Raw genomic sequence first — 24,725 nt, 5'->3', positions numbered from 1 at the left:
GCGCTGGCGATCGGGGTATCGGAGAAATTGGTACGGTATCCGAAAAGGCGGCGGCTTGGGTCTCGCCTGCCGCGGGCCGCTGATTACCGCCATGCGGTCCATCCACGTGTTGCGCTCGGCCGCATTGGGCGAACCGGTTCACGCTCAATCGGACTTTTCATCGGTGAGCGTTTTCAGGAAAGCGATGATGTCCTGGATATCCTGCGGCGACATCGCGGGCTGAGCGCCGAGCTTGCGATCGAACGGTGCGTCGGTCACGTCGACGTTCGCCCGGTAGCGGGCCGGCATGTCGTCGTATTGATCGATCTTGCCGTTCGGCCCGCGTGGATAAAACTTGCCCGGATCGATGTTGCGCGTGTTATAGAAATCCATCACCTGATCGAGCGTGTGATAAATGCCGTTGTGGAAGAACGCGTGACGCGTGGCCGCGTTGCGCAGCGTCGGCGTGATGAACATGCCGCAATATTGCGTCTGGTCCTTCAGATCGTCGCGCAACGGTCCGCACACGCCGAGATCGTAGAAACCGGGATTGCGGTTCTGCGCGAGCGCGCGATTGCGCGGCACGCCGAGTGCTTCGTACTGGTAATCGGTGAACATAGGCGGCAGGCCGTCCGGACTCGGTTTGGACAAGTGGCAGCCGGCGCAGTTGGCCTTGGCGGGATCGTTGAACAGGCGCAGCCCGCGCAACTCGGCTTGCGTGAGGCGCGCGTCGCCTTCGAGCCATCGATCGTACTTGCTGTGATACGGATGGAACGACGGGTCCTCGACCTGGAAACGCGCGATCGCGAACATCGCCTCCGATACGGCAAGCCGCGTGTTGTCGAAGATGCGCGGACCGAACAGTTGCGTGAACTGCCGGGCGTATCGCGCATGGGACAGCTTTTTCGCAACGGTGTCGATGTCCGGGTTGGCCATCTCCAACGGGTTGAGCAACGGGCCGAATGCCTGCTGTTGAAGCGTGTCCGCGCGGCCGTCCCAGAACATGCCGCCTTGTGGAACCATCTGCGGCGTGGCGGCGATGCCTGCCGTCTTCTGCGTCTTCACGACACCGGCTGACGATGCAGCAAGCTGTGCGACGCTCGGCGCGTTGTCGCTTTCGCCTTGGTCCGGGCCGATGCTGAAATTCGGCTGGCGATACAGATACATCAGCGAAGGCGGCGGCCGATAGCCTTGCGATGTGAGTGTGGGGCCGCCCCGCTGCACGTCGAGATCGTTCGGCGGCCCATACGCGTGTGCGGGGCTGTGGCACGACGCGCACGATTGGCGGCCCGACGCAGACAGCGCGGGATCGAAGAACAGCGTCCTGCCGAGCTTTGCAGCAGCGCTGAGCGGCGCGGCAGCGGGGCGTTGCAGGACAACGGGGTGAGGATTCGCGCCGGTCAGGTTCTCGACGATTTCGCCGATTGCATTCGGCACCTGCGCGGGAAATGCGAAGGCGAATGCAGCGAACCCGAGCGCGCCGGCGGCGAGCGCGATCGCCAGCACGCACGATGTGCGGCGCAACGCTGGGGGCCGTTCGTCTGGTGGCGGGCAGCGGGTTGGGGTGGTGCAGAGTTCGGTCATGCTGAAGGTGGCGGCGAGTGCGAGCGATGTGCGGCGCAGGCGCCCGGCTGCCGTATGCGGCGCCGGATATGGCCTGAGCGCGAAAATGCCGGCACTTGCGTGCCGGCTCATGTCGGTGCGTCGACGGCCGATTGATCAGATCGACGGCGGCGCGCTGACCTGCGTGCCGAGCGTCGGATCGAGATACAACGGCGTCGTATTGGCGCTGCCGCCCAGGTTCAGCATGTCGCGGATGTCGCCGGCGCTCACATCGAACGAACCGCCGCCGATGCGCTGACCGTTCAACCAGTTGTCTTCGATGAAACGCACCACCGAAGCCTGGTCGATCAGTGTATGGCTCACGTAGTTTTGCTTGACCCACGGCGATACCAGCAGGAACGGAATCCGCGTGCCCGGTCCGCATCGGCCGTTGACTGCCGCGCCGTTTACGCCCGTCGTCGCCGTGCCTGAGCCGCACCTGGCCGGGCCGTTCAATTGATCGACCGCGTCGAACGAAGCGTGGGTCGGCTGCGCGTATGCGTGGTCGTACCAGCCGTCCGAGTCATCATAAGTGACGATGACGGCCGTGCTTTGCCAGTCGGGCTGCTGCTGCAGGAAGTTGATGACCTTGGTGACGAACTGCTGCTCGTCGAGCGGATCGGAATAGCCTGCGTGCGCATCCTGTGCAGCCGGTGCCTTCAGGAAGCTGACCGACGGAAAATTGCCGGCCTTCACCGCGGCGAAGAAATCGTCGGTGTCGTATTGATGGTTCGCGGGCTCGGCCGTCTTGCCGTCCGTCTGCACGCTTGAGCCGATCGCCGCGACCGAACTCGGGCGCGTGTGTTGCGGGTTCGCGGTCGACGCGTAGTACTGGAACCAGTTGTGATGCGGGATATAGTCGGCTGTTGCCGCATTCACCGCGGTTGCGATCGTGCTGCGCTTGCAGCCCGTCGTGCCGTTGCTGTTCGTCGTCGACAGGTTGAAGCCGCCCATGAAGCCGCCCCACGTGATGCTCGCGGCGTTCAGCAGATCACCGATATTCTTGCCCGACATCATCGCCTGATCGGTCGGGCTGGAGCAGACGTCGTAGCCCGGATCGACGTCGTTGATCATCGTGTAGCCGCCCTGGCCGTCATTGACGTAATACGACGATTTCGCGAGCGTCGACACCGCCTTCGACGTTTTCACGATCTGCATCCCGTTCGTCTGCCCGGAGATCACGTTGAGCGCGCCGGGCGTCGACGGGCCGTAGGTCGACGTATATGCGTTGTCGTTCATCGCGAAGCGTTGCGCGTAGTTCCAAAGCGCCGTTACGGTGTTGCCGTCGAAGTAACCCATCACCTGGCCTGTCGTGCCGAACGCGCCGGCGCCGCCGCTCGACCCTTTGCCCGTATATTTGGGGAAAAGGTCGGCTGCGCCGTTGTCGTAGGCTTGCTGCTCGGCCGTATATGCGTGGTTCTGATCGGCAGTCGCGGCCTGCGTGCGATCGAGACGGAACGGGTTCGTCGCACCCGCGCCGTTCGCACTGTTTGCCGCATTCGGGTTCGCGTTCAACAACGCATCCGACAGACCGTTGACCGACGGTGTGCCCGCCATCGCATTGAATGCCGGTTCACCCGGCGGATTCGTCGCTTTCGGATAGGTGCCGAAGTAGTGATCGAATGAAATGTTCTCTCCGTAGATCACGACGAGGTGCTTGATCGGCGTCGCGGTTTGCAACGCGTTTTGTGGCGACGTGACGGCAGCGGGACTGTCTGAGCCGTCGCATGCATAGAGGGCGAATGCCGCCGCGGCACAAGCGGTGACGATCAAAGAGCGATGAAGCATCTGGCGAAACTCCGTTGAAGGCATGGATGGGCGCTGCGTCGCGCGGGGGTACGGAGGGTTCGACGAAGCCGGCGCGCGATGCGGATATCGCAAGGGATGGTGACGAAACCGGAGCGTATTGAAACAAGGTTGTATGAAGATAAGGGGGCGGGAACCCTTCGATTACTTTACGGGCGGCGCAGTCGTGATAGCGGTCCACCGGTCCACGTCGGGGCGACGACACCGCCGGAAGCAGTGCGTTCTTTTTGTCGTGATTGGATCGTGATGGAAAATACGCGTGCATTCGGACGCCGATGCAAGGCTTGTGACTGCTCGCATCGGCCGTGCCGAGAAGAATTGCCGCGCGGCGGATGCGAGCCGACGAGCGATTGAGAAACAGCGAATGAGACCGTCAAGGCAAACGCATGATTTTGTATCGCAGGCGCGTGATTTTTATTTCCAGCTGGAGTAGGCGTTTTTGCGCGTTGTTTGATATTTTCTTGATTGGCGATTTAGTCGAATCGGGAAATGTTCACAGCATCGATTCCGCCAAAGGGCGGCCCGAGCGGACATGGGCTGCACGCCGATAATCGGAAGGTGATACACCGGTATGCTCTTTGAAAAAACGCGAGAAATTGCTGGCCGCCGAAAATCCCAGTTCATGCGCAAGGCTCGCGAGCGGCAACCGGCCGTTGATCAGTTCACGGATCGCCTCTTCGAGCCGAAGCGCGCGCCAGAATACTTGCGGCGTGGTATTGAGCTGATCGCGGAACAACACGAACAGGCGCGCGCGCGAAAGTCCTGCTTCGCTGGCGATTTCGTCGATGGTTGAGCGGGTATCGACGCGCTCATGCATCAGATGCACCGCCATTCTGAGCTTACGGCTCAATACCGGCGCGTTGACGATCTTTGCTCCGCACTGTGTCGTGGCCGACGACGCCCGCACGGACATGGCGATCAGTTGCTCGACGGCTTGATCGATCGACGCGCCCTTTTCCGAATCGGAGAGAATCAGCGCGAGGAGCTGCCATAAGCCGGCACGTAACGCCGGGTCGATGTCGATTCTCGGCGAAGGAAATAAAAAAGGGCCGCCCGCTGTGCGCGCCTTTTGCTCCAGCCACGCTTTCTCGATATAGACGGCAAGAAACAACGCGGGCCGATCCGATGCGAGCAACCTCAGGTCGTGCTGCTCATACGGATTGACCGCCGAAGCCTGGGTTGCGCTGTACCGAAAGACCTCGGTGCCGATTCGCGCCTCGGCTTGCGCGCCGCCGAGCCACCAGACGATATGCGCATCCGGATGAGCGTGAGCGACCAGCCCCGAGCGCAGCGACAACAGCGATATGCGGCCGAAAGCGCCGTCATGGAGTGCGAATGTCTCCGTCATGCTTCCTCCTGTTTGCGTGTCAATGCATTTGATTTATAAGCGATAAGACTAGCATTTTCGTAGTTGACCGGGAATCTGACGCGTGAACGAATCCTGACTGAATTTTTAAAAAAATGGATTCTTGGATAAGTGACGGCTGATGAGAAATGGCATGACTGAAAGGATTTCGGTTTTCAAAAAATAGCGAGACGCCGCGATAGACCGGCAGACGTTTCGATATGGCGCAGGCAATCAGCATTCGTAGAATCGCCGCATACGGAATCGAGGTGTGTGGCCGCGATTCCAACTGGCGGGCGCGGTTTTCGCGCGAGCCCAACGGAGAGCGCGATGTGCACAGTGTCCGAGCAGCGCACCCAAACAGTCGATCGACCCGACGAGCCGCCAACGGCCAGGCTGCTGGCCGAGACATTCGCCATTTGCAGAACCTGCCCGAGAAACCGGCCCGGCAGCGGAGCGTTCGCCCATGCGTTGTACCGGGCGATGAAAGATGCGCTGTGCGGGCAGGGTGTCGAAGTCAGGCTGGTGCATTGCCTTGGAAGCTGTGTCGATCCGTGCGCCGTGGCGCTCGATTCGCCTGTGAAGCCACGGCTTCGTTTGTCCGGGCTGACGGAATCGATGACAGGGGATCTCGTCGACGCTGCGCTGGCTTACCGGTCGGCCGATGCCGGACATGTTGGCGCGTCGATGCTGCCGGTGGCATTGAAGTCGAACATATCGGCGATTTCGCCAAAAAAACCGGCTTCGGACTGACGCCGCGCGCGGGTTGGATCGGCTCTCAACCGATTTTCGAATCGGTCAACGAATAATCAAGGAATGCGAATGAAGGTGCGATACGACGACACAGGGCACGGCGTGCCGGTGGTTCTGATTCATGGCCTGGGTGCCTCGGCGAATATTTTCGGCGCGCAGGTGGCGGCGTTGCAATCCGATTTCCGGGTGCTCGTGCCGGATCTGACGAGACAACGGCGCGACACCGGTATCGCGATATCGATCGATACGCTGGTGGGCGACGTGATCGAATTGATCGACGGGCTGGGTATCGAGACAGCTCATTTCGTCGGTCATTCGCTGGGCAGTGTGGTCGTACAGCATTTGGCGGTGCGGTATTGGCCGCGAGTGAAGAGCATTGCGTTGATCGGCCCGATTCAGGTGCCCACCGACGCAGGCAAGCAAGCTTTGCTCGGGCGTGCCGCACGCGCAAGGTTGTCTGGAATGACCGAAGTGGCGGATACGACGGTACTGTCGGGAACTGCAAAGGAAACCCGACGCGATCGTCCGGAAATCGCAGCCTTCGTGCGTGAACTGGTGATGCGTCAGGACCCCGAATCGTATGCGCAAACCTGCGAGGCGATCGTCGCGCTGTCGCCCGCGCCCATCGAGACGCTGCGTTGCCCCACGCTGGTTGTGACTGGCGATCAGGATGCGACGTCACCGCCAGAGGTTGCAAAGGCGATTGCGCAGAAGATTCTGGCCGCGACGTATGCGGAGCTGCCCGCCTGCGGCCACTGGACACCGATAGAGAAAGCGGGCGAGATTAGCGGCTTGCTGCGCGAATTTCTATTGCGTGTCGCCGACTGAGTGTCAGTGGCGGCGGCACGCGAACATCGCCGCGTCCAGATCGAAGCCCGCACCGCTCGAGGGCAATGTCGCGACTGAAGGGTTGTATTCCGGCGTTCATCGTGAGAGAGGCAAATGAAGCCACAATTGTTCACGCAGTTGAAGATTTTCGATGGTACTGGCGCGCCCTGTTTCGAGGGCGAGGTGTTGGTCGAAGGAAGCCTCATCCGAAGCGTGGGGCGCGGGGCGCACAGCATCACGCGCGAGTCGCACTACGACATCATCGACGGACAAGGCATGACGCTGATGCCGGGGCTCGTCGAAGCGCATGCGCACGTGACGTACAGCAACATGGCGAAGTTCAACGAGCTTGGGCAAATTCCGCTCGAAGAGCACACGCTGTTGACGCTCGAGAACGTGAAACTGATGCTCGACTCCGGATTCACCAGCCTTTATTCGGCCGCATCCGCGAAGTTTCGGCTCGAGGTGCCGATTCGCGATGCGATCGACTCAGGACGGTTTCCGGGCCCGCGCATGCGCGCCGCTTCGCCGGAGCTGGTCGCCACTGGCGGTCTGGGCGACGAACGTCAATATCATATGCATCATCAGGGGTTCGAAGTGATCGCGGACGGCGTCGACGAAGTGCGCCGCACCGTTCGAACGCTGATTCGCGAGGGTGTCGATACGGTCAAGGTGAATATCTCGGGCGATCCATTCTATGGCCGTCACGGTTTTGGCCAACGTCTGTCGTATACCGAGGCGGAAGTGGCCGCAGCGGCCGAGGAGGCGCACATGCGAGGCGCGTGGCTGTCTTGCCATGCACGCGCGGACGAATCGGTGAGGTTGGCATTGAAATATGGCTTTCGCGTGATTTACCACTGCGATTTCATCGAGGGCGACACCTTCGATCTGCTCGAAGCGCAAAAAGACCGCGTTTTTCTCGCACCCGCGATCGGCGCGATCTATACGGCCGCCTACGAGGCCGAGCCTTGGGGCATCACGCAGCAGTTTGCGCAGGACCACGAGTTATTCGACATGCTCGAACGATGTCCGCGCGTTTACCGCGATTTGAAGGCGCGCGGCCTGCGCATTTTGCCGGGCGGAGACTACGGATTCGCGTGGAACCCGATCGGCACGAATGCCCGTGATCTCGAACACTTCGTGAATCTACTCGGCTTCACGCCGGCCGAGGCGCTGATGGCCGCGACGAAATGGGGCGGCGAAATCATGGGCATCGCGAATCTGGGGCTGATCCGGGAAGGTTATCTCGCGGATTTGCTCGTCGTCGACGGCAATCCCGTCGACGATATTACGTTGCTGCAGGATCGTGACAACATCAAGATCGTGATGAAGGATGGAGCGTATTGCAAACGGCCTGCGCCGGCCGCAGGAAGGATCGAGCCGCTCGGCGGCCGCCGGGCCTATGCGTGAGCGATGGTGTTTGCGCACGTGCGGATCCAATGCATGGTTATCCGAAATATTTGATGAACGTGGACGGTATTAGCCGATCCGCATGGAGGAGGATTTTCGATGATGATTGGCGGCATTTTTCATTGCGCGATCCGCACGGCGGATCTCGACGCCACGCTTCTTTTCTACAAGGGTGCACTCGGGTTGAAAGAGGTGCCTCGGCCGGCCGGGCTGAAATTCCCCGGCGCTTGGCTTGCCGTGCCGAACGCGATCGGTCAGCCGATTCTTCATGTTTATGCCGGCTATGCGGCGGCAGACGGCCGCGGAGAGATTCCAACGGACAACGAACGAGGCGCGGTCGATCACATTTCGCTGCTCGCGCACGGGTTTACGCACTATCGTGCGCATTTCGAAAAGTTAGGAATCAGCGCGCGGGAGCAAAACCAAAACGGCGGCTCGAACTGGCAGATGTTCGTTCATGATCCGAACGGCATCAAGATCGAACTGACCTTCGATCAGGCAGCGGAGCCGGATTTGCCGGTGCCCATTGCCGACGCGCGCCGCTACGACGCCAGCGAGCGGTTCTTCGATGCGCGCGAGTATCTGGCGTTGAAAGAGAAGATTGCGTTGTCCGCGAATGACGCGACGTGAGCGAAGCGTCGGAACGACCGCCTGCTGAGCACGACGCGTGCGGGCGTTCCACCGAAATCGACGTCGCACGCGTGAACGTGCCGGCTGGTGCGGCTCAAGTGGGCTTCCGCGCGCGCATGCGATATCCGCGCTTTGCGCAGCCGATCAGAACGCCGCTACTGGCTTGCGGCCGCTTAGCGTGTTGTTCAGCTTGCGAATTACTTTATGGACGAGAAGCGCCGGCTTGGAAATGTGCGGGCGCAGAATCGCATGCTTGCGGACGTATCGGGGTACGTACCATTCGGAATGGCTGCCGGCGGGAAACAATGCGGCGTCGCCCGCGCGCAGCGTGCGAGGGGCATGGCCCGGTGACGAAATGATCACTTCGCCTTCGATCACGTGAATGGTCTCGTCGACTTCGAAGTACCAATTGAAGCGTCCCGCAGTGCAATCCCAGACCCACATGGTCGTCGTCGAATCAGGGCTGGACGACCATTGACCGCAGCGGGCGACGGGATTGCCCTCGATGATCCAGGCCGGATTGATGGGCGAGGGTTGCAACACAACGTCGTCCAACCGTACGGACTCGAAAGCGGGAGAGGACATCGATCTACCTTTGCAGCTGTTGAATTCGAGGATGAGAAAAGCGCGGTTCCCGATACAGGAAAATGGCTGCCGTGTACTTGGTGAAGAATCGGCGATGGCTATTTTGTAAGGCAGAGCCGCATACCAGCAAGAAAAAAATTGTCTACTTGTAGAGAATTAACAAATTCTGGTAGCGAATTGCAGAGTCGTTGCAAAAGATGATCAGATCGGATGGGCGCGACGCGGTGGAATGTACTGGCATGCATTCACTCGCCAGATTGGCAGGCGGCCGCGTTCGCGGCGGCGGTGCGCTTTTCCTGCCGGAAAAGCCTCCTCGATGCGCGGCATTGCGGCGCACCGCCTGAATGACGCTGCGTAGGTTGGCGGGTGGTGGCGTGATAGTGGTCCGGTATTTATCCGGGAGTGCGTATGATTTACCAGGCGCGGGGCACAACGCGTTTACAGCGCTCGGACAATTCCGCCGTCCACCCGGATATTTTGGCCGGTGATATAGCCCGCGCCATCCGACAGCAGGAACGCCACCGTCTTCGCGATCTCCTGCGTTTTACCGAAGCGGCCAAACGGAATGCGCGCGACGATCTCAGGCGTTTGCGGCCAACTGTCGATGAAGCCGGGCAGAACCGAATTGATGCGGATGTTGTCGTTCGCATAACGCTCGGCGTATAAGCGCGTGAATGCGCTCAACGCGGCGCGAAGCGCGGACGAAACCGGCATCGCCTGCTCGGGAGCGTCGGCCGCGAAGCTCGAGATGTTGACGATCGCGCCGCCGCCTTGAGCCTGGAAGACCGGCGTGACGCGACGCAGCACACGCACGACGTTCAGAATGATGAGGTCGAGGCCCGCGTGCCATTTTTCGTCGTCGATCGACAGCAGATCGCCCTTGGGCGGGTGCCCGGTATTGTTGACGACAGCATCGATGCGGCCATACCGTTCGAGCGTCAGATGGACCAGGCGATCGAGGTCGGCCGTATCGGTCACCGAGCCGGCTATGCCGATGCCGCCGAATTCCGCGGCGAGCTTCTCGGCGCTGCCCGACGGCGACATCAGTGCTACCCGGTAGCCGTTCGAAGCCAGTTCCTTTGCGATCGCCGCGCCCATGCCTTTACCCGCTGCCGTGACGAGTGCCACTTTTTCTACGGTCATATTGTTCTCCTGAATTCGTGCCGTATATTTTGCTGCCTAAAAATCTGCTTTTATTCACGGTACTTTAGAGAGATAGAATGGTTCTGTCGAACCATGATTTCTCATCATTGCCTGTAGTTTTTCTGCTGTATGAAAGATGAACTGAAAAGGCGGCGCCTGCCGCCGCTCAACGCATTGCGCGCGTTCGAGGCGGCGGCGCGCCATCTCAATTTTCGACTGGCGGCGCAGGAGATCGGCGTGACGCAAGGCGCGGTCGCGCAGCAGGTGCGCCATCTCGAAGCGGCGTTGACGCTGAGGCTCTTCGAGCGTCTGCCGCATGGACTTGCGCTGACGGACGAAGGGCTCGCGTATTTCTCCGCTATTCAGCGTGCGTTGCACATCATCTCCGATGCAACCGACGCGCTCGACCGCCGGCCGTCGACACTGACGGTCAGCACGACGCCTTCGTTTGCATCGAAATGGCTGATCCCGCGCCTGGCTCAGTTCAGCGAAGCATATCCCGCCATCGAAGTGCGCGTGGTGGCAGACGAAAAACTCAGCACGTTCAGGGGCGACGGTGTGGATATTGCCATTCGTCTTGGCAAACCGCCGTTCGGCAACGCAGTGAGCGGCGATCTGCTTTTTTCTCTCGATATCTTTGCGGTCGGCAGTCCGTCGCTGCTCGATGGTCCGCGCGCGGTCCACGCACCGTCGGATCTGGCCAAGCATGTGTTGCTGCACGACACGCACGACCTATGGCCCGAATTTCTCGGCGCGCTGGATCTGCTCGATCAGATCGATCCCGCGAAGGGACCGCGATTCAGCATGTCGGCGCTGGCGATCGATGCCGCCATTGCGGGCCAAGGCGTCGCGTTGACGAGCGAGCCGTTGGTGGGCGGCGATATTGCCGCGGGCCGGCTGCGTCGGATTGGCGATTTTTCGTTTCCGCTGTCACTGGGTTTCTACGTGGTATATCCGAAGGAATCCAAATCGTCGGACACGGCTCGGGCGATGCGCGAGTGGTTGTTCGCGCAGCGCGACAAGGACCAACAAAGCCACTGGGCGAGCTTGCTGCGCATGTGAACCGCGCGGCTCGAACGCGCGCCGGGGCACCGGCGCGCATTGCCGCTTGCTTACGGCGTCGTGTGAGTATCCGGAAACGACGGCAATGCCGAGGCGTCGGTTCCCCACGCTGCGGCAGCCGGATTGCCCGTCATCGTGAAAGTCAGCTTGCCTCCGCGCGCAATTGCCGCGAGCGGCAGCCACGCGCTCGAGTAGGCTGCGCCGTTCAATTGCAGCGATTGGACATAGAACGCTGCGGTGTTGCTCGAGCCGGCCCCAGGCGCGACGATGCGCAACAGCCGGTAGCGGCCGTTGGCCTGCCCGATGCGCACGTCGATTTTCTCGAACTGCGGACTCGACAGCGCCAGTCCGCTCACGCCCGGCACGACTGGATAGAGGCCGAGCGAGGCCCACACGTACCAGCCCGAGATTGCGCCGAGATCGTCGTTGCCCGGCAGGCCGCCCGGGCTCGTATCGAACTGGGTTCCGAGCGCCGCGTGCAGCACACGCTGCGTATGGGTAGGCGCGCCGGCCCACGCATATACCCATGGCACGGCCATCGTCACTTCGTTGCCGACGTAGAAAAAGGGTTTTTCGGTACCGACGTTCAGGTTCGTGAAAAATGCGTCGAGCCGCTTGACGACCGTGCGCGTATCGCCGATCCGGCTGAGCAATTCACCGAAATTCTGCGGCACATACCATGTGTACTGTTCGGAATTGCCCTCCATGAAGCCGCCGTTTGCCACCCATGCGCCAGTCGGCGTCTTCGGATGAATGGCGCCCTGGTTGAGCAGATTTTTCCAATTGCCGCTCGATTTCAGCAGGGTGGCGGCTGTGGCCGTGTCGCCGAGGGTCATTGCAAAGCGCGATACGGCGAAGTCGCGTAGTGCGTACTCTAGCGTATTCGACGCGCTTTGGTTGTCGTCCGCGCTTGTCGACGGCACGTAGCCGAGGCGATCGAAGTCGGCGCGGCCGCCCATCACCGGGGAGCCGGCGCAGGCCGCGCCCGGCGCCGTGCTGTTCTTCATGATCGCGAGGGCGGCCTGCGTATCGAAATTCGTTGCGCCGAACGCGTGTGCATTCGCGACGAGCAGCGACCCGGCGTCGCCGGGCATGACTGCGGTTTCCGTGTTGAAGTACGCCCAGCGCGGGAATGCACCGCAAGTTTGCGCGTCCAGAACGAGCGACTGCACGATGTCGCTCGTTCGTACCGGATCGAGTAACGCCTGTAGTTGCATGAACGAGCGGTCGATGTCCCAGCCCGAGAAGTTCGCGTACATCGTGCGGCCGCGCACGACCTGCTTCGTTTTCGGCGTCGCGCCGGACGTGAGAAAGTCGGGATACTGGCCGTTGACATCGTTGAAAACGTTCGGGTGCAGCGATGCGTGATAGAGCGCCGTGTAGAACTTGGTCTTGTCCGCATCGCTGCCGCCTGTTACCTGAATCGCGTTCAAACGTGCATTCCATGCAGCGTCGGCGGCCGCGCGCACTTGATCGAAGTTCCAGTTTGCCCGGCCGGCGGCATCGGTGTCGGGGTTTTCGGCGTCCAGATTAGCCTTTGCGTTTGCCTCGCTGACGAACGAGATGCCGAGCTTCATCAACACGGCCGGTTGTTTTGCGTCGAGCGCGAATGTCACCGAGACGGGCCGATTGGCGGCGAGCACCGGCTTTGCCGCGAACGGCCGGCTGAACTTTGCGTAGTAATAGACTGGCACGCTATGCCCCGCCCAGCAGAAGCCGCCGCCCGCGATTCGGCCCGAGAGCGCACGATCGCCGATTTGCTGGATCGTGTCGCTCGTCGAACCCTGCGCGCGGTTGTTGAGCACGGTCGGATCGATCGAGATGCTCGCTTGCTGGCCCTGTGCGAGCGCCGGATAGTTGAAGCGCGCGTAGCCGGTGCGCAGCGTTGCCGTCAATTCCGCCTTGATGCCGTTGTTGAGTGTCACGGCGTAATAGCCGGCCCGCGCGGTCTCATTCGCGTGACTGAAGCTTGTCTGGGTGCGCGCGCCGGGGGAGAGCGTCGGCATCACGTTCAGGTAGCCGCCGTTTGCCCAGCAGCCGGTGCCGCTCAGATGCAGGATGCTGAATGCGTTGATCGACGTGTCGCCATACCAGTAGCCGCCCGAGAATCCGGAGCCGTCGCCTACCGACGCGTCGTATTGCGCGGTCGGCGTCATCGGGCTCCATTGAATCATCCCGAACGGCAGCGTCGCGCCGGGGAACGTGCCGCCGCCAAGCCCCGAGCCGACCGGATCGGCAGGGCGGTGCGTCGCATAGTCCGTGCCGATCAATGGGTTCACGTATGGCGTGAGTGCGAGATCTGCGTTTCGCTCGGAGGCCGCGCCGCCCGAATCCATCGGACCATTCGGCGCGACGGCTATCGGTTGGGCGAGCGGCGCGAGCCGTGCGCCGTCGAACGCAAGCGCATGGCCGCCATACGATGTCAGTGCCGTGTAGAGCATCAGCATCGCACCCGTCAGCTTCCCGCTTCTTCGCATTTTCGTCTCCGTTTGATTTTGTTCCGGATCGGCCGGTCCTGTTCGGCGCCGTATCGATGTTTATGGGGTTTATTGAATTGAGATAAACAAAAGATTTCTGAAACGAGCGGCCGGATGTACGGTCCCTTTAAAAGGATTCGGCGCGCGGCAATCAATAATAATCGTTCGCCGAGGCAGCTTGTGGTTTTAGATGAAAGTTACTTTGTTTATATGAATGAGAATGGTGTGCCAATGTTCGCTTGGGTACGAAACAGGCGGAAGCCGCGGCTAAACTGATCGATGCAGGGCTACGCAGGTTGTTTGCCGGGCTATTTCAAATAATATGTCTTATCAATATTCGATGTATTAAAAGACCGACTATTGGTTGAAAGCATCCGGCAATGACGGCGGCGCGCCGATAAATCGGGGCGCGGAAACTTTCACGAATTCAAGTAGACGAGGTATTCAATGGGAAACCTGATCCGCAAGCTGCAGTTTCCGGCACGAACCCGCGCGCGCTCGCACTGGGTGGGCACGCTGTCATTGTTGGGAGGCCTGACGTTTTCGCTGACGGCGCTGGCTGGCGCGACAGGCTATACGACGCTGTTCGGCGGCGGCCCGATCTATAAGAATACGTCCAACAACATCAGCGAACTGGCGGCGTCTGGCGCGACCGAGATCGTCGTCTGGAACATCGCGGTCAGTTCGGCCGGCGATCTGAATTTCAACGGCGAGTTTCCGCTGGTGAAGAACGGAGTGTACGTCGGCAACGCTACCTATCCGAATTTCGCGAACAACCTGGCAGCGTTGAAGCAGGGCACCGTCAAGCGCATCACGTTCAGCATCGGTTCGTCCAATGTCGGCGACTGGCAGAACATCAAGGCTCTCGTGCAGTCGCAAGGAACGGGACCCTCCAGCATCCTCTATAAGGACTTCTTGGCAATCAAGCAGGCACTGCCCTCGGTCGACGCGATCGACTTCGATGACGAGAACAGCTACGACGCCGCAACGACCGTCCAATTCGGCGTCATGCTGGGCAGCCTGGGTTACCACGTGATGCCCGATCCCTATACGAACGCGTCTTATTGGACTTCGGTGGTATCGCAGATCAATGCGCAAAGACCGGGAACGGTCGATGGCGTTCATCTGCAAACTTATGCGGGCGGGGCGCTGAATACCCCGTGCAGTGGCTGGAATTTCGGCGGCGTTCCGGTGTTTCCGGGTGTCGCGGATTGGGATGACTCGCCGCCGCAGGCTCAAAGTGTGATGAGCGCGTGGAAGAAACAATGCGGGATCGTTGGTGCGTTCCTTTGGCTGTATGACGATATCGCGGGGAAAAACTATGGGGGCGTCAGCACAGCGTCGGCCTATATGAGCGCTTTCAGCGCCGGGCTCGCAGGCAAATGAGCAAGTCGGGGCCGGAGGCGGGCCGGTTCGTGCTCGGCGGGCTCCAGTGGGAATCGAAATCCGCTTCGCTTCTGTACCGATGAATTGCACAAGACGATGGCGGCGTTTCGATTATCGCTTGATCGATGCCTGATCATATCCGTCCGATCGCGCCCACTTCGAATGGACGGAATGCGTTTTCGGCGCGAGCGATTCGTATGCGGCATTCGCATGTACATGCGCCAACGGGCGTGCATTGGCAACCCGAATATCGAGGATGCTTGCTTGCCGAGCGGCCTTGCATGGACTCCATCGCGTCGAGCGGGCCGGTATTCACAAAAGCTCAACGAGCCGCTACAATGACGCCCCTTGCCCAGGTGGCGGAATTGGTAGACGCACTATCTTGAGGGGGTAGCGCCGAGAGGCGTTCGGGTTCGAGTCCCGACCTGGGCACCAAACATCCTTTCCCGGCGCGCCTTTTGGCGTAGTTGGGTGGGAGGCGGGCAGGCTTATCGAAGAGGCTGCCAGCCTGTTTCGAGCACTCACGCCGCCGGCGTGATCTTTGTTGCCGCAATGGCTTCGATACGCGCCTGATACTTATCCATTTCATGATCGCCGAATCGCCAGCCACCGGACCATTGATTTCCGTCGGATAGCATGTGAAATGGCCTCCGGTCGCTTTTGAGCCGCGCGGTTTCGACCAGCGCGCGGACTTGCCATCGCTTGATGGCCACATTACATGTGCTCAGTTTCCCGGCTGCGTAATGATGCCAATTAGAACAACAAACCCAGCATCGCTGCTTTTACTGCCGCTTCGGTTTTATTTGATGCATTGAGCTTGCGCATTGTATTGACCAAATGAAACTTGACGGTGCGCTCATCTATGCGCATGATTTTACCGATTTCAAAGTAAGTTTTTCCGCATGCAGACCATTTCAATGTTTCGCGTTCTCGGGCGGTGAGTTCCACGGCGTATTCTGCGGCTAATTCTTTGAGAAGATACTGGCTCATTGCAGCGTTGGCTGCACTCACAAGCCACGACATCTGATATCCCCGGCCAATGAGTTCGCGTTCCGTGATGGGTTCACTGGAGCGCACCATAGTTACGAGTCCAATCATTCCCGCTCGTCCCCCAACGGGCATGCACCAACCGTAGCGCAAGCCATAATCGGCCGCCTCCTCCCAAAATTCCGCGCTCTGCGTTTGATTATCTGCTTGCCAGCTCAGCGGTAGCGACTGTGTCAGGCTGTATTTAACCGTCGGATCGATCGCAAAGTAGTTGTGACGGATATAGCGTTCCACCCATGCGTCTGGATAGTTCGACTGAAGGGAAAATTGCGGTTCGGAAACGGGGAGCGACACGCGGGCGCCGAATGCGCAGTGCTCGAATCCCAGCTCCCGAACCGAGGCGGCCAGCGATTGGAAAACGCCGGCACCAGACGTCGCGGTGGCGAACGAATCTAAATAGGCTTCTCTCCATCCACTCATTCTGTATACCTTCATCGGCTAATTGTGCTCAAAAAGGGGTATTGTTGGCATTGCCACCGCATTAAAGCGTTTAAATTTTTTTGAAATGTATTCCCATATTTATTTAAACGCATATTTAAATTGATCTTTGAAAGAAAAGGAGCGACGTTGGTTGGGTTTGAATGTAGTACGGCAATGATGTTGGGATGATGAAAGATTGATGTTACTCTACATCTACAATATGAAGGACGACTTGAGAAAATATCTATCCCTGTTTCAGAAATGGCGCAATTTATCTTCAATGTGCGGATGGGCATATTAAGCAATGGGTGATAGATATTTATGAGTGTCTCGGGCTATATTTTACGTGCTAGAGCGTCAACAGCATATGTATCTGTGAGCGCGGTATCTGTAGGGCGACCTTGAGCGGGAGGGATGCTATGAGCGTCGGTTACTATGGACTCGCATATGACGACACGCATCCGGCTGTCAGTGTCCGTTGCGTGTTTAATGTGCGGCAGTTGGTTGGTGCGATGTCACGATCGATGCAATCAATGTCAGCAACGGGATGCTCGTTGATGGGAACGGCGGTGATGTGGGTTATCGTGAGTAATATAGCCAGATGATCATTCAGAATCAGCTAGACTCGGGTGCCAGTAACGTGACTTCTCGGTTGCAATGGTCAACGATGCAGGCGTTCGCCATTATTCATCATCCAGCAGTTGATTGGGTCTGCACGGCAATGCGGGCGATGGTTTGGGGTTTCTGCGTTGGCGGCGGCGTGACGCGTATCGATAGTCGATTCCGCGCTTGCTGGCACATTCGTCGCTCATATCTCTGCGCGGTGTGCCACAGCCCATCCGACGCGGTGTAGTAGTCTGCTCGGAAAAGCGGCCGCGCGTCTTATATGGCGATGCGACGATTACACCAACTCATGTGCTCATATGACGCAAACAGGCGGCCCAGCGCGCTCAACAGAATTTGGCGGGGAACGCTGACGACGCATTCCACATTCTGATGGTTGGCGCGGAGGTTTCCTCGATCTGTTAGTGTTCACTGACCCGGCACTGCCCGTTTGGGCAGCTTTCTAGAGTGCCAATTATCGGGTTCAATTTTCGTCGGAGTTATGAAAGCCAGGAGATGCCTGAGCCGGAACGGAAGCCCGATTTATGCCGGGAAGCGACCATCGACGGCAACATTTCCGCTCCAACGCGTTTCAAGGGCTCGAGTCACTATTGCTTGACCATCCGAGTCGGCATCTTTCCCCGTAAAATCATCTACATTTTCGATATGCTGATAAGAAAGATTGGATTCCTCTCCGGTGTGGCGATCGCGGTTTCCATGGTAGTGGGGTCCGGCTTATTCGGCCTGCCGGGGCTTGCTGTCGAGTCCACCGGACCAGTGGTAGCGCTTGCGGGGTGGATTTTAATTATATTGTTGATGCCCGCGCTTATTCACATTTTTTCTTTTCTGGGCCGGAAATATCCATCTTCAGAAGGTATTGCGCTCTACGCCAGCATTGGATTCGGTTCCTGGTCGAAAAACGGCATTTTGTTATTGACGTGCGGCACTTTGGCCGTCGGCATGCCGGCGTTTTTTTTGGTGGGGGGAAGCTACTTAGCGAGTTTATTTGGCATCGATACGAAGATCTGGGCTATTCCATGCGGTGTCGGCCTGGCCATTGCCACGACCGCGGTCAACCTGGCCGGCGTAGAAAAATTAGGCTGGATGAACCGAGTAGCTGTCGCGCTGGTGTTGTGTATCGTCGGGTACATCACAATTACGTCGTCAACGCATGTGACTGAAGCTTTTGGTGCGCTTTCCGTTGCCGATCTGGCTCAAATACATGTTTCGAGTGTGTGGCTTTCTGCATCCATTGCATTTTGGGCTTTCCAGGGGTGGGAGAATCTTACGTTTGGATTCGATGAAATAGAAAATCCATCCAGGAATATTCCTAGAATATATTGGCTGAGTTTTGTTTTTGTTGCGTTGATTTATCTCGTTTTCGCAGCGACTATTTCGGCATCCGCACTGCGTGGGATCGATGTATCTGGATTGGCGGGTGTCGCATCGCTACTTCCAAGCACCAAATTTGGCCGCTTCGTCATTCTTTTAATGGTCGTCATCCTTGCTGCTAACGCGAATTCATGGGTTTTCGGAGCATCTCGTGCGTATATGTCGGCTGCTCGCGCGGGGGTTTTGCCTAAATTTCTGGCTCATGTGACGTCGAAAGGCATTCCTGCAATCAGTTTGCTGGTAGCTTTACTGGTTTACATTGTGATAATGTTCGCAATGAAATATTTTAAAATACAAACCAGTTATGCATTTCTGATGACGACGCAAGGGTTTATTTTGTTGTATGGAGGTGCGATTCTGGCATTTCTCAAAAATACCAGAAGCGCCGGCAGTAAAATCGTCGCACTCGTCGCGGTTGCGAGCTGGATTTTTCTGATGCAGGGGTTCGGCTTGATGATTGTGTACCCGTTGACCTTATTTGTGCTGGGATCTTTGTTGTCGCGCGGAGCAGGGCAGGCAGCTGTGGACATTAAAGATTAATGCGATAAATTCTTCCATCCTTCACCGCGCGATGATCGTGGCCGATGATCGCGATCATCGCGCAATATTAAGTTTGGTTTCGCACGCCCAATGGGTCCCGCCTTGCTGCCGATGTAACGCATTTTTAATGATCAGATTGGTTTCATTGATTTTGCGATATTGAGCGCGTTACAGTAATCTAGATATTTACATCCTTCCAATTTCGCGGTTAACGTAAATTAATCAATTGGTGTAAATTGCATACGCATCGAATGGCCGCGCGGAATCATTTCCTTTTTCTTGGTGTGTCGCCGAGCGTGTACTGAATTGATGGTGCATGAAATGTTATACCTTATCTCCGTTTTATTATTGAAGCATTTTGCTTTCAGTGCGGTTGGTTTGATTTTATTATTCGGTGACCGAAGAAAATAACTGGAAAATTTTTGTGAGAATTGTTTGTTCTGAATTGTATGTGTTTATCGCCTGGGTTCTATCGGGCTGGCGCAGTAGGTATTTACATGGAAATGTCAGCTTATCTTGTTGTGGCTTGTTGATTTGGCAAATTTGATTTTTTGCTGATTGACCTCCGTAACCAGGCAGTTTATTGAGCATGGAAATATCGTATCTAATAATGGTAAGCCCATGCAATATTTCCGATGTGTCGCGGTGATAATGGCGTTGCGTGCCAAAGAGAAAAAGTGGTGGGCTGGGCAAGTATTATGAAGTTGCTTACATAATCTCACTTCGGATTTAAGGGCTCTCATGCTCATCGTTTGCAACTGGTGAATTTGTTGGGCGATGTTTTATCGTGTGCCCAAGGTTGTCCGGTATCTACGCACTATCAGGGTTTATGGGGATTGCTGTTTTTTATGATCAATATATTTTGCGGTGCAATATTTTCTAATTGAAGGGCATGGCGAGGCGTGTGAATCGGTAGTGCGAAACTCGGTGTGCCTCCGATAGGCATGATGTTTGAAATGCCGATTATTTTGCCAAATTTCCAGTTCATACTCTCTTCCGAGGTTGAATGCAAATATTCGTCGAACAACGTCCTCGGTTTGTTGGCGAAAATAAGTGCTGCCCTTTGAGTTCGATATCGGCTGAAATAATATTTTCGCCTATTGCGAATTAGATTCCTGGGTGATTGATTTTTCCACGAAAAATCTGTTGCTTATGCAGATGGTTTTGCAATATGCGTTCAATAGGTCATTTCGGTAGCGCGCAGCTAGTTGCTTCATTCTCGATTTCGTTGTGCGGTAGCTGATAACCGTCAGGTGTTTTTTTAAGGAAAATTATTCAAAGAGTGTGGAGGGGACCATGGTAGAGGAATATGATGGTGATTTGATTGAGTTTTCTGATCGCATAAACGAAATGAGGAATCATCGTGTGTTTACGCAGATTGGGAATATAAATCAACTGAAAATTTTCATGGAATGGCATGTTTTCGCGGTTTGGGATTTCATGTCAATAGTTAAACGTTTGCAGAATGATTTTACCTGCACGCGCGTACCCTGGGTGCCACGTTCCACGTATCGTTCTGCGCGGCTGATCAATGAGATCGTGCTTGGCGAGGAAACGGATGAGATCCCCGGTGGCGTTCATTTGAGCCACTACGACCTCTATCTGGCTGCGATGGAGGAAGTGGCGGCGGATTCGCAGCAGATCCGCCAGTTCGTGTCTCTCGTTGAGAATGGCGTACCGACATCCACGGCGCTGGTCGAGGTATCGGCGCCGCCGCCGATCCGGCAATTTGTCACCGCGACGATGCGTGTCGCGGAGATGGGCAAGATCCATCAGGTTCTTGGCAATTTTTTCTATGGCCGGGAAGACGCCATCCCTCAAATGTTTCGTTCGCTGCTGAACAGCTGGGCGCTTGCTCCAGACGACGCGCCGATGTTTCGCTATTACCTGGACCGTCATATTGAGCTTGACGGCGAGAATCATGGGCCGGCAGTGAAGGCAATCATCTATGAAGTCGTGAAGGGCGATCCGGTGCAGATGGCCGAACTTAAATCCGCTGCGCTGGAGGCAATCGAGCAGCGAATTGCACTCTGGGATGCCCTGTCGACCCATTTGCAAACCATCCAGCAGGTTTTGCTGCCGATGTAACGACCCGCCATTTCCCAAATGACAAACAATGACCTGTTCACTCTCTTATCCGGAAAAATCGTTTCCGATGAATACTTGAGTGATTACTACACGCGATGCCTGCACGAAGATTTTGTATCTACGGGATACGTGAAGCTGCCGAATTTCTTCGTTGCGCCGATTCGAGACCTGATCACGGGGCAGCTTCAAAAAATCGAATCGCTGAGCTGCCGAAAGAATTTCGTGATGCCCGGGTATGAAACGCCGCGCCGTTTATCCGTTGTCGGAGGTGCAAGGATCCTCGAAGAATGTTTTCCACTGGCGATGGTATATGCGAACCATAGTCTTTGGTCGGTTCTTTCGGAGATTACGGGAAAAAAGCTTTATTCCGTCACACATCCCGACGAGTTTATTGTCGCGAATTTTTTGCAGCACGAAGACGACACGCATGGCTGGCATCTAGACGATCCACAGTTCGCGTTGATTGTCGTGTTAGCCGCGCCGCCGCCAGACGATGGTGGAATGTTCGAATACGTCGCGAACTGGGTTGCGTTTTGCGAACGGCATGGTTTACACCCCGAGAAGAATCTCGAGAGTGCGGTCGAGCTTGCGCGTACGAGCGGAGAGCTGCGGCGGCTTCATCATGCTGCTGACGACTGCTTTCTGTTGAATGCGGCCGAGAACTTGCATCGTGTTACGCCGATCGTCAGCCATGCGTCGCGAAGCGCGTTAAACATGGCATTCGATGATCGCCCGGATCGACGGTACGGTAATACGGCCACACTCCTGTATGGTGAGGAAGTTCATGTTTGATTCTTCTGTTCTCCGAGGCGCTGAACGCTTTGATGGACAAGTGACGGTCGTCACGGGCGGTGCGACGGGCATCGGTTGCGCGACGAGCCGGCGTTTCGCGGAGCAGGGCGCGCGGGTTGTGATCATCGACATCAATATTGCCGCGGCCGATCGCACTGCATCGGCTCTGCGCGCGCGCGGCTATGAGGCAGAGAGTTTCGAAGCTGACGTAGCCGACGACAATGCGTGCCGGCGTGCTATCGAGTTCATCGAAAAGCAGTACTCGCGGCTGGATATTCTCGTCAACTCAGCCGGTGTCGTGCGCCGCGCGACAGCGGTGGAGACCACCGTCGCCGAATGGGACCGCGTGTTGGACGTCAATCTGCGTTCGGTGTTTTTGATGAGTAAGTATGCCGTGCCATTGATGTGCCGGGGCGGTGGCGGCAGCATCGTCAATGTCGCGTCCGGATGGGGGCTTGCGGGTGGAGCGAAGGCGGCGGCCTACTGCGCATCGAAAGGAGGAGTGGTGCTCCTGACCAAGGCAATGGCGATCGATCACGGCCCGGAGGGCATCAAGGTCAGTTGTGTTTGCCCCGGTGACATCGACACGCCGCTGCTTCTCGAAGAGGCCCGGCAGCTGGGATTGAAAAAGCACGCCCTTATAGAGCAGGCAGCGAGCCGGCCACTCGGCCGTGTCGGTCAACCAGACGAGATCGCGGCTTCGATCGTGTATCTCGCTTCCGCGGATGCGTCGTTTATCACTGGAGTGGCGCTCGTCGTCGACGGTGGTGGGCTCGCAGGTTCGATGTGACGAAGTTGGAGGATAGCCATGGCGTTGACCGTTACACGTGATCCTGCCGCTGCGAAACAGCGAGTGTTATCGATCGCGACGAGACTTGGGCTCGATGGGCATCTTTCGGTGTACGACGTGAATGCGCTGACGCTACAGGAGCTGCTCCACCTCCTGCCCGTTCGCGGCAAGAGCGAACTCGTATCGTATGGTGTGGGGGCCGTTGACGTTCATCTGGAAAAGGCGTTGTTGTTCAGCGAGACTTCCGGCACGACTTCGACGCCGTTGCAGACACCTCGCGGCGCGGTCGATCTCAAGTGGAATACGCTGAACCAGATATTTGCGTATAAGCGTTATCTGCAACCGGGGGTTGATCGTGTCGCGATCTTGCATCCCGGCGTGCTGAGTCCGTTCGTCGAGGCATCCGCACGGGCGTTGCAGGAACTCGGCGTAGGTTATGCGCGTGTTTATCCGATTCCGCGCGTTTGCGAATACGAGCGCATCTATAGTGTGCTGGAGCGTTATCGCATCACGGCGATTATGTCGACGCCGACGCTCGTCTACAAGCTCTTATACGAATTGCACTCGATTAGAGGCGGCTGGCTGCCTCGCGATCTAAAAACACTGTTGCTGACGGGCGAACACTTCTCGCCGGCTAGCGCCGCCAATTTTGCCCGCATCCTTGGTCAAGGCGGACGTGCGGTGCCGTTCGTGTATGGATCGAGCGAAGCCGCCACATTGATGTATGGAATGGAAGACGGCAGTTATCGCGCTGTGTTGGAAGACTTCATTTTCGAAATCATACCGGACAACTCGACGGTGGCTGCGCTGGAACGGAACGACACGTGGTCGGGCCTGCTCGTGGTGACATGGTTGCGCGAAGGCTTGATGCCAATACTGCGCTATGACACCGGCGATTTGTTTACGGTCGAACGCGAGACGCGGACGGGCGAGTATCTGTTCCGTTCAAGAGGGCGCGCGACTGACTACCCGCTAAGTACCGCACAAAAAGATGCGCTCGAGCAGGCGATTTACGGATTCGATTTTCCGGTGTTCCATTACGAATGCTCGATGCGACTCGACAAACGCGAATTGACAATCCGGATTGTGACGAGCGGGGGCGTGAGCATAAAGACAAGTGCCATAGAACGGGCTCTTAAAAAAATTTTGAACGCCGAATGGGAGGTCAGTTTGATATTAAATCCAAAAGATTGCGAATTCTACGAATTCTCGCCAACTACGAAAACGAACCGTTTTTATGTCGACTGAACGGCTTCTATTTTAACCTTGATGGAGGGGACCATGCCCAACTGGCTATGGATAGACCTGATTATCGTCCTTTGCTATGGACTGCAGCATTCGCTGTTGACCAGCCGTGTTGCGATAAAAATTTTCAACGGAATTTTTCCGGATTATTTATGGAACATCGTCTACAGCCTCATTTCGCTGGTCACACTCATTGCCGGGTTCCACTATTGGAAAGGCTCAGGTATTTATCTGTTTTATCTGCAGCCTGGCGGTTGGCTATTCCATTTGAGTGTCATCTCGCTGGCGGCGTCACTGTTCTTTTTCTTTTTTTGCTTTAAGTACACGACGTCTTTCTGGCAATGGCTCGGCGTCAAGCAGGTGGCGCACAAGCTGATGGGTAAGGAGATGCCCGAGTATTACCGGGTACGTCAGAACGGGATCAAGCGTTATATCCGTTTTCCGCATCATACCTGTCTCGTTATCCTATTCTGGACACATCCGGTCATGACACAGGACACGCTGTTTCTGGCAATAGCGGCGACAGTGTATCTGTACGTCGGCACTTATCACCAGGACTTGCGTGGACTGCATATCATCGGCGAGGAATGGGCGGCTTACCGTCAAGAGACCAATTTGTTATTTCCGGGTGGGAAGGCGTTTCGCCGCTTGTTCCGTGATTTGAAGGCGGCCCGTGCCGACTCGGAAAGCGCACCGACGCAGGCTGGCTCCGGGCGCGCAGCGCTCGAAACAGCGAGAGATTAGTGACGTTGCGCTGCAACTACGAACGTTTTGAATTGGGAATTTTCGGCGCCGTCGGGTG

Annotated in this window: 21 protein-coding genes and 1 tRNA gene; 13 read left to right on the top strand and 9 right to left on the bottom strand. The window is 57.2% G+C overall.

Going from position 1 to position 24,725, the window contains the following annotated elements:
- Nucleotides 1-144: 144 nt before the first annotated feature.
- The 3 genes from AQ611_RS21720 to AQ611_RS21710 form a co-directional block, all read right to left on the bottom strand.
- A complete protein-coding gene (locus AQ611_RS21720) occupies nt 145-1,563 on the bottom strand; it encodes a cytochrome-c peroxidase (RefSeq protein ID WP_180978141.1) in 1,419 nt (472 codons plus the stop codon).
- Between the two features lie 135 nt (nt 1,564-1,698).
- Complete coding sequence (locus AQ611_RS21715) at nt 1,699-3,369, bottom strand: phospholipase C (RefSeq protein WP_069236023.1); 1,671 nt, start codon at nt 3,367-3,369, stop codon at nt 1,699-1,701.
- A gap of 511 nt (nt 3,370-3,880) precedes the next feature.
- A complete protein-coding gene (locus AQ611_RS21710; protein WP_059520239.1) occupies nt 3,881-4,735 on the bottom strand; it encodes a helix-turn-helix domain-containing protein in 855 nt (284 codons plus the stop codon).
- 270 nt (nt 4,736-5,005) lie between these two features.
- Here AQ611_RS21710 and AQ611_RS25155 point away from each other — a divergent pair, with 270 nt between their 5' ends.
- From AQ611_RS25155 to AQ611_RS21690, 4 genes are all read left to right on the top strand, one after another.
- The gene (locus tag AQ611_RS25155; protein ID WP_146011784.1) at nt 5,006-5,485 is read left to right on the top strand and encodes a DUF1636 family protein; all 480 of its coding nucleotides are present in this window, start codon (nt 5,006-5,008) and stop codon (nt 5,483-5,485) included.
- A gap of 69 nt (nt 5,486-5,554) precedes the next feature.
- The gene (locus tag AQ611_RS21700; protein ID WP_180978137.1) at nt 5,555-6,313 is read left to right on the top strand and encodes an alpha/beta fold hydrolase; all 759 of its coding nucleotides are present in this window, start codon (nt 5,555-5,557) and stop codon (nt 6,311-6,313) included.
- A gap of 114 nt (nt 6,314-6,427) precedes the next feature.
- Nucleotides 6,428-7,723, top strand: a complete 1,296-nt coding sequence (locus AQ611_RS21695) for a metal-dependent hydrolase family protein (RefSeq protein WP_069236020.1) — start codon at nt 6,428-6,430, stop codon at nt 7,721-7,723.
- Nucleotides 7,724-7,822: 99 nt separating this feature from the next.
- On the top strand, nt 7,823-8,353 hold the full coding sequence (locus tag AQ611_RS21690) for a VOC family protein (RefSeq protein WP_059520242.1): 531 nt from the start codon (nt 7,823-7,825) through the stop codon (nt 8,351-8,353).
- Nucleotides 8,354-8,497: 144 nt separating this feature from the next.
- Here the strand turns inward: AQ611_RS21690 and AQ611_RS21685 are convergent, their stop codons facing one another.
- Together AQ611_RS21685 and AQ611_RS21680 are read right to left on the bottom strand one after the other, a co-directional pair.
- Nucleotides 8,498-8,938, bottom strand: a complete 441-nt coding sequence (locus AQ611_RS21685; RefSeq protein WP_069236019.1) for a cupin domain-containing protein — start codon at nt 8,936-8,938, stop codon at nt 8,498-8,500.
- Between the two features lie 438 nt (nt 8,939-9,376).
- Nucleotides 9,377-10,081 carry an SDR family oxidoreductase gene (locus tag AQ611_RS21680; protein WP_069236018.1) on the bottom strand — a complete coding sequence of 235 codons (705 nt, stop codon included), beginning with the start codon at nt 10,079-10,081 and terminating at the stop codon, nt 9,377-9,379.
- Between the two features lie 129 nt (nt 10,082-10,210).
- Here AQ611_RS21680 and gcvA point away from each other — a divergent pair, with 129 nt between their 5' ends.
- On the top strand, nt 10,211-11,143 hold the full coding sequence (gene gcvA / locus AQ611_RS21675; protein WP_069236017.1) for a transcriptional regulator GcvA: 933 nt from the start codon (nt 10,211-10,213) through the stop codon (nt 11,141-11,143).
- Nucleotides 11,144-11,193: 50 nt separating this feature from the next.
- Here the strand turns inward: gcvA and AQ611_RS21670 are convergent, their stop codons facing one another.
- Nucleotides 11,194-13,620 (bottom strand): GH92 family glycosyl hydrolase, encoded by a 2,427-nt coding sequence (locus tag AQ611_RS21670; protein ID WP_069236016.1) that lies wholly within the window; start codon nt 13,618-13,620, stop codon nt 11,194-11,196.
- Nucleotides 13,621-14,127: 507 nt separating this feature from the next.
- Between AQ611_RS21670 and AQ611_RS21665 the strand changes: the two genes are divergently transcribed.
- Nucleotides 14,128-15,006 (top strand): lysyl endopeptidase, encoded by an 879-nt coding sequence (locus tag AQ611_RS21665; protein WP_146011785.1) that lies wholly within the window; start codon nt 14,128-14,130, stop codon nt 15,004-15,006.
- Between the two features lie 350 nt (nt 15,007-15,356).
- A tRNA-Leu gene (locus AQ611_RS21660) sits at nt 15,357-15,441 on the top strand.
- 86 nt (nt 15,442-15,527) lie between these two features.
- Here AQ611_RS21660 and AQ611_RS21655 read toward each other — a convergent pair.
- Nucleotides 15,528-15,719, bottom strand: coding sequence for a hypothetical protein (locus AQ611_RS21655; RefSeq protein WP_069236014.1), 192 nt, complete (start codon nt 15,717-15,719; stop codon nt 15,528-15,530).
- Between the two features lie 40 nt (nt 15,720-15,759).
- The gene (locus AQ611_RS21650; RefSeq protein WP_069236453.1) at nt 15,760-16,473 is read right to left on the bottom strand and encodes an autoinducer binding domain-containing protein; all 714 of its coding nucleotides are present in this window, start codon (nt 16,471-16,473) and stop codon (nt 15,760-15,762) included.
- Nucleotides 16,474-17,592: 1,119 nt separating this feature from the next.
- Here AQ611_RS21650 and AQ611_RS21645 point away from each other — a divergent pair.
- The gene (locus tag AQ611_RS21645) at nt 17,593-19,008 is read left to right on the top strand and encodes an APC family permease (protein WP_069236013.1); all 1,416 of its coding nucleotides are present in this window, start codon (nt 17,593-17,595) and stop codon (nt 19,006-19,008) included.
- Between the two features lie 820 nt (nt 19,009-19,828).
- Here the strand turns inward: AQ611_RS21645 and AQ611_RS25875 are convergent.
- Nucleotides 19,829-19,996 (bottom strand): hypothetical protein, encoded by a 168-nt coding sequence (locus AQ611_RS25875; RefSeq protein ID WP_156789237.1) that lies wholly within the window; start codon nt 19,994-19,996, stop codon nt 19,829-19,831.
- 308 nt (nt 19,997-20,304) lie between these two features.
- On the opposite strand from AQ611_RS25875, the gene AQ611_RS21640 reads away from it, so the two are divergent.
- Genes AQ611_RS21640 through AQ611_RS21620 form a run of 5 tightly spaced genes read left to right on the top strand, consistent with a single transcriptional unit; the run spans nt 20,305 to nt 24,667 of the window.
- On the top strand, nt 20,305-21,096 hold the full coding sequence (locus AQ611_RS21640) for a DUF3050 domain-containing protein (protein ID WP_069236012.1): 792 nt from the start codon (nt 20,305-20,307) through the stop codon (nt 21,094-21,096).
- Nucleotides 21,097-21,114: 18 nt separating this feature from the next.
- Nucleotides 21,115-21,888, top strand: a complete 774-nt coding sequence (locus AQ611_RS21635; protein WP_231936040.1) for a HalD/BesD family halogenase — start codon at nt 21,115-21,117, stop codon at nt 21,886-21,888.
- Complete coding sequence (locus AQ611_RS21630; protein ID WP_069236452.1) at nt 21,881-22,678, top strand: SDR family NAD(P)-dependent oxidoreductase; 798 nt, start codon at nt 21,881-21,883, stop codon at nt 22,676-22,678. The genes AQ611_RS21635 and AQ611_RS21630 overlap by 8 nt, the downstream gene beginning before the upstream one ends.
- Nucleotides 22,679-22,696: 18 nt before the next feature.
- Nucleotides 22,697-23,926 (top strand): phenylacetate--CoA ligase family protein, encoded by a 1,230-nt coding sequence (locus tag AQ611_RS21625; RefSeq protein ID WP_069236010.1) that lies wholly within the window; start codon nt 22,697-22,699, stop codon nt 23,924-23,926.
- 33 nt (nt 23,927-23,959) lie between these two features.
- On the top strand, nt 23,960-24,667 hold the full coding sequence (locus AQ611_RS21620; protein WP_180978138.1) for a hypothetical protein: 708 nt from the start codon (nt 23,960-23,962) through the stop codon (nt 24,665-24,667).
- Nucleotides 24,668-24,725 lie beyond the last annotated feature (58 nt).

It is taken from the genome of Burkholderia singularis (assembly GCF_001718875.1).
GTDB classification, from domain to species: Bacteria; Pseudomonadota; Gammaproteobacteria; order Burkholderiales; family Burkholderiaceae; genus Burkholderia; species Burkholderia singularis.
This window is presented reverse-complemented; position numbering and strand designations above follow the sequence as displayed.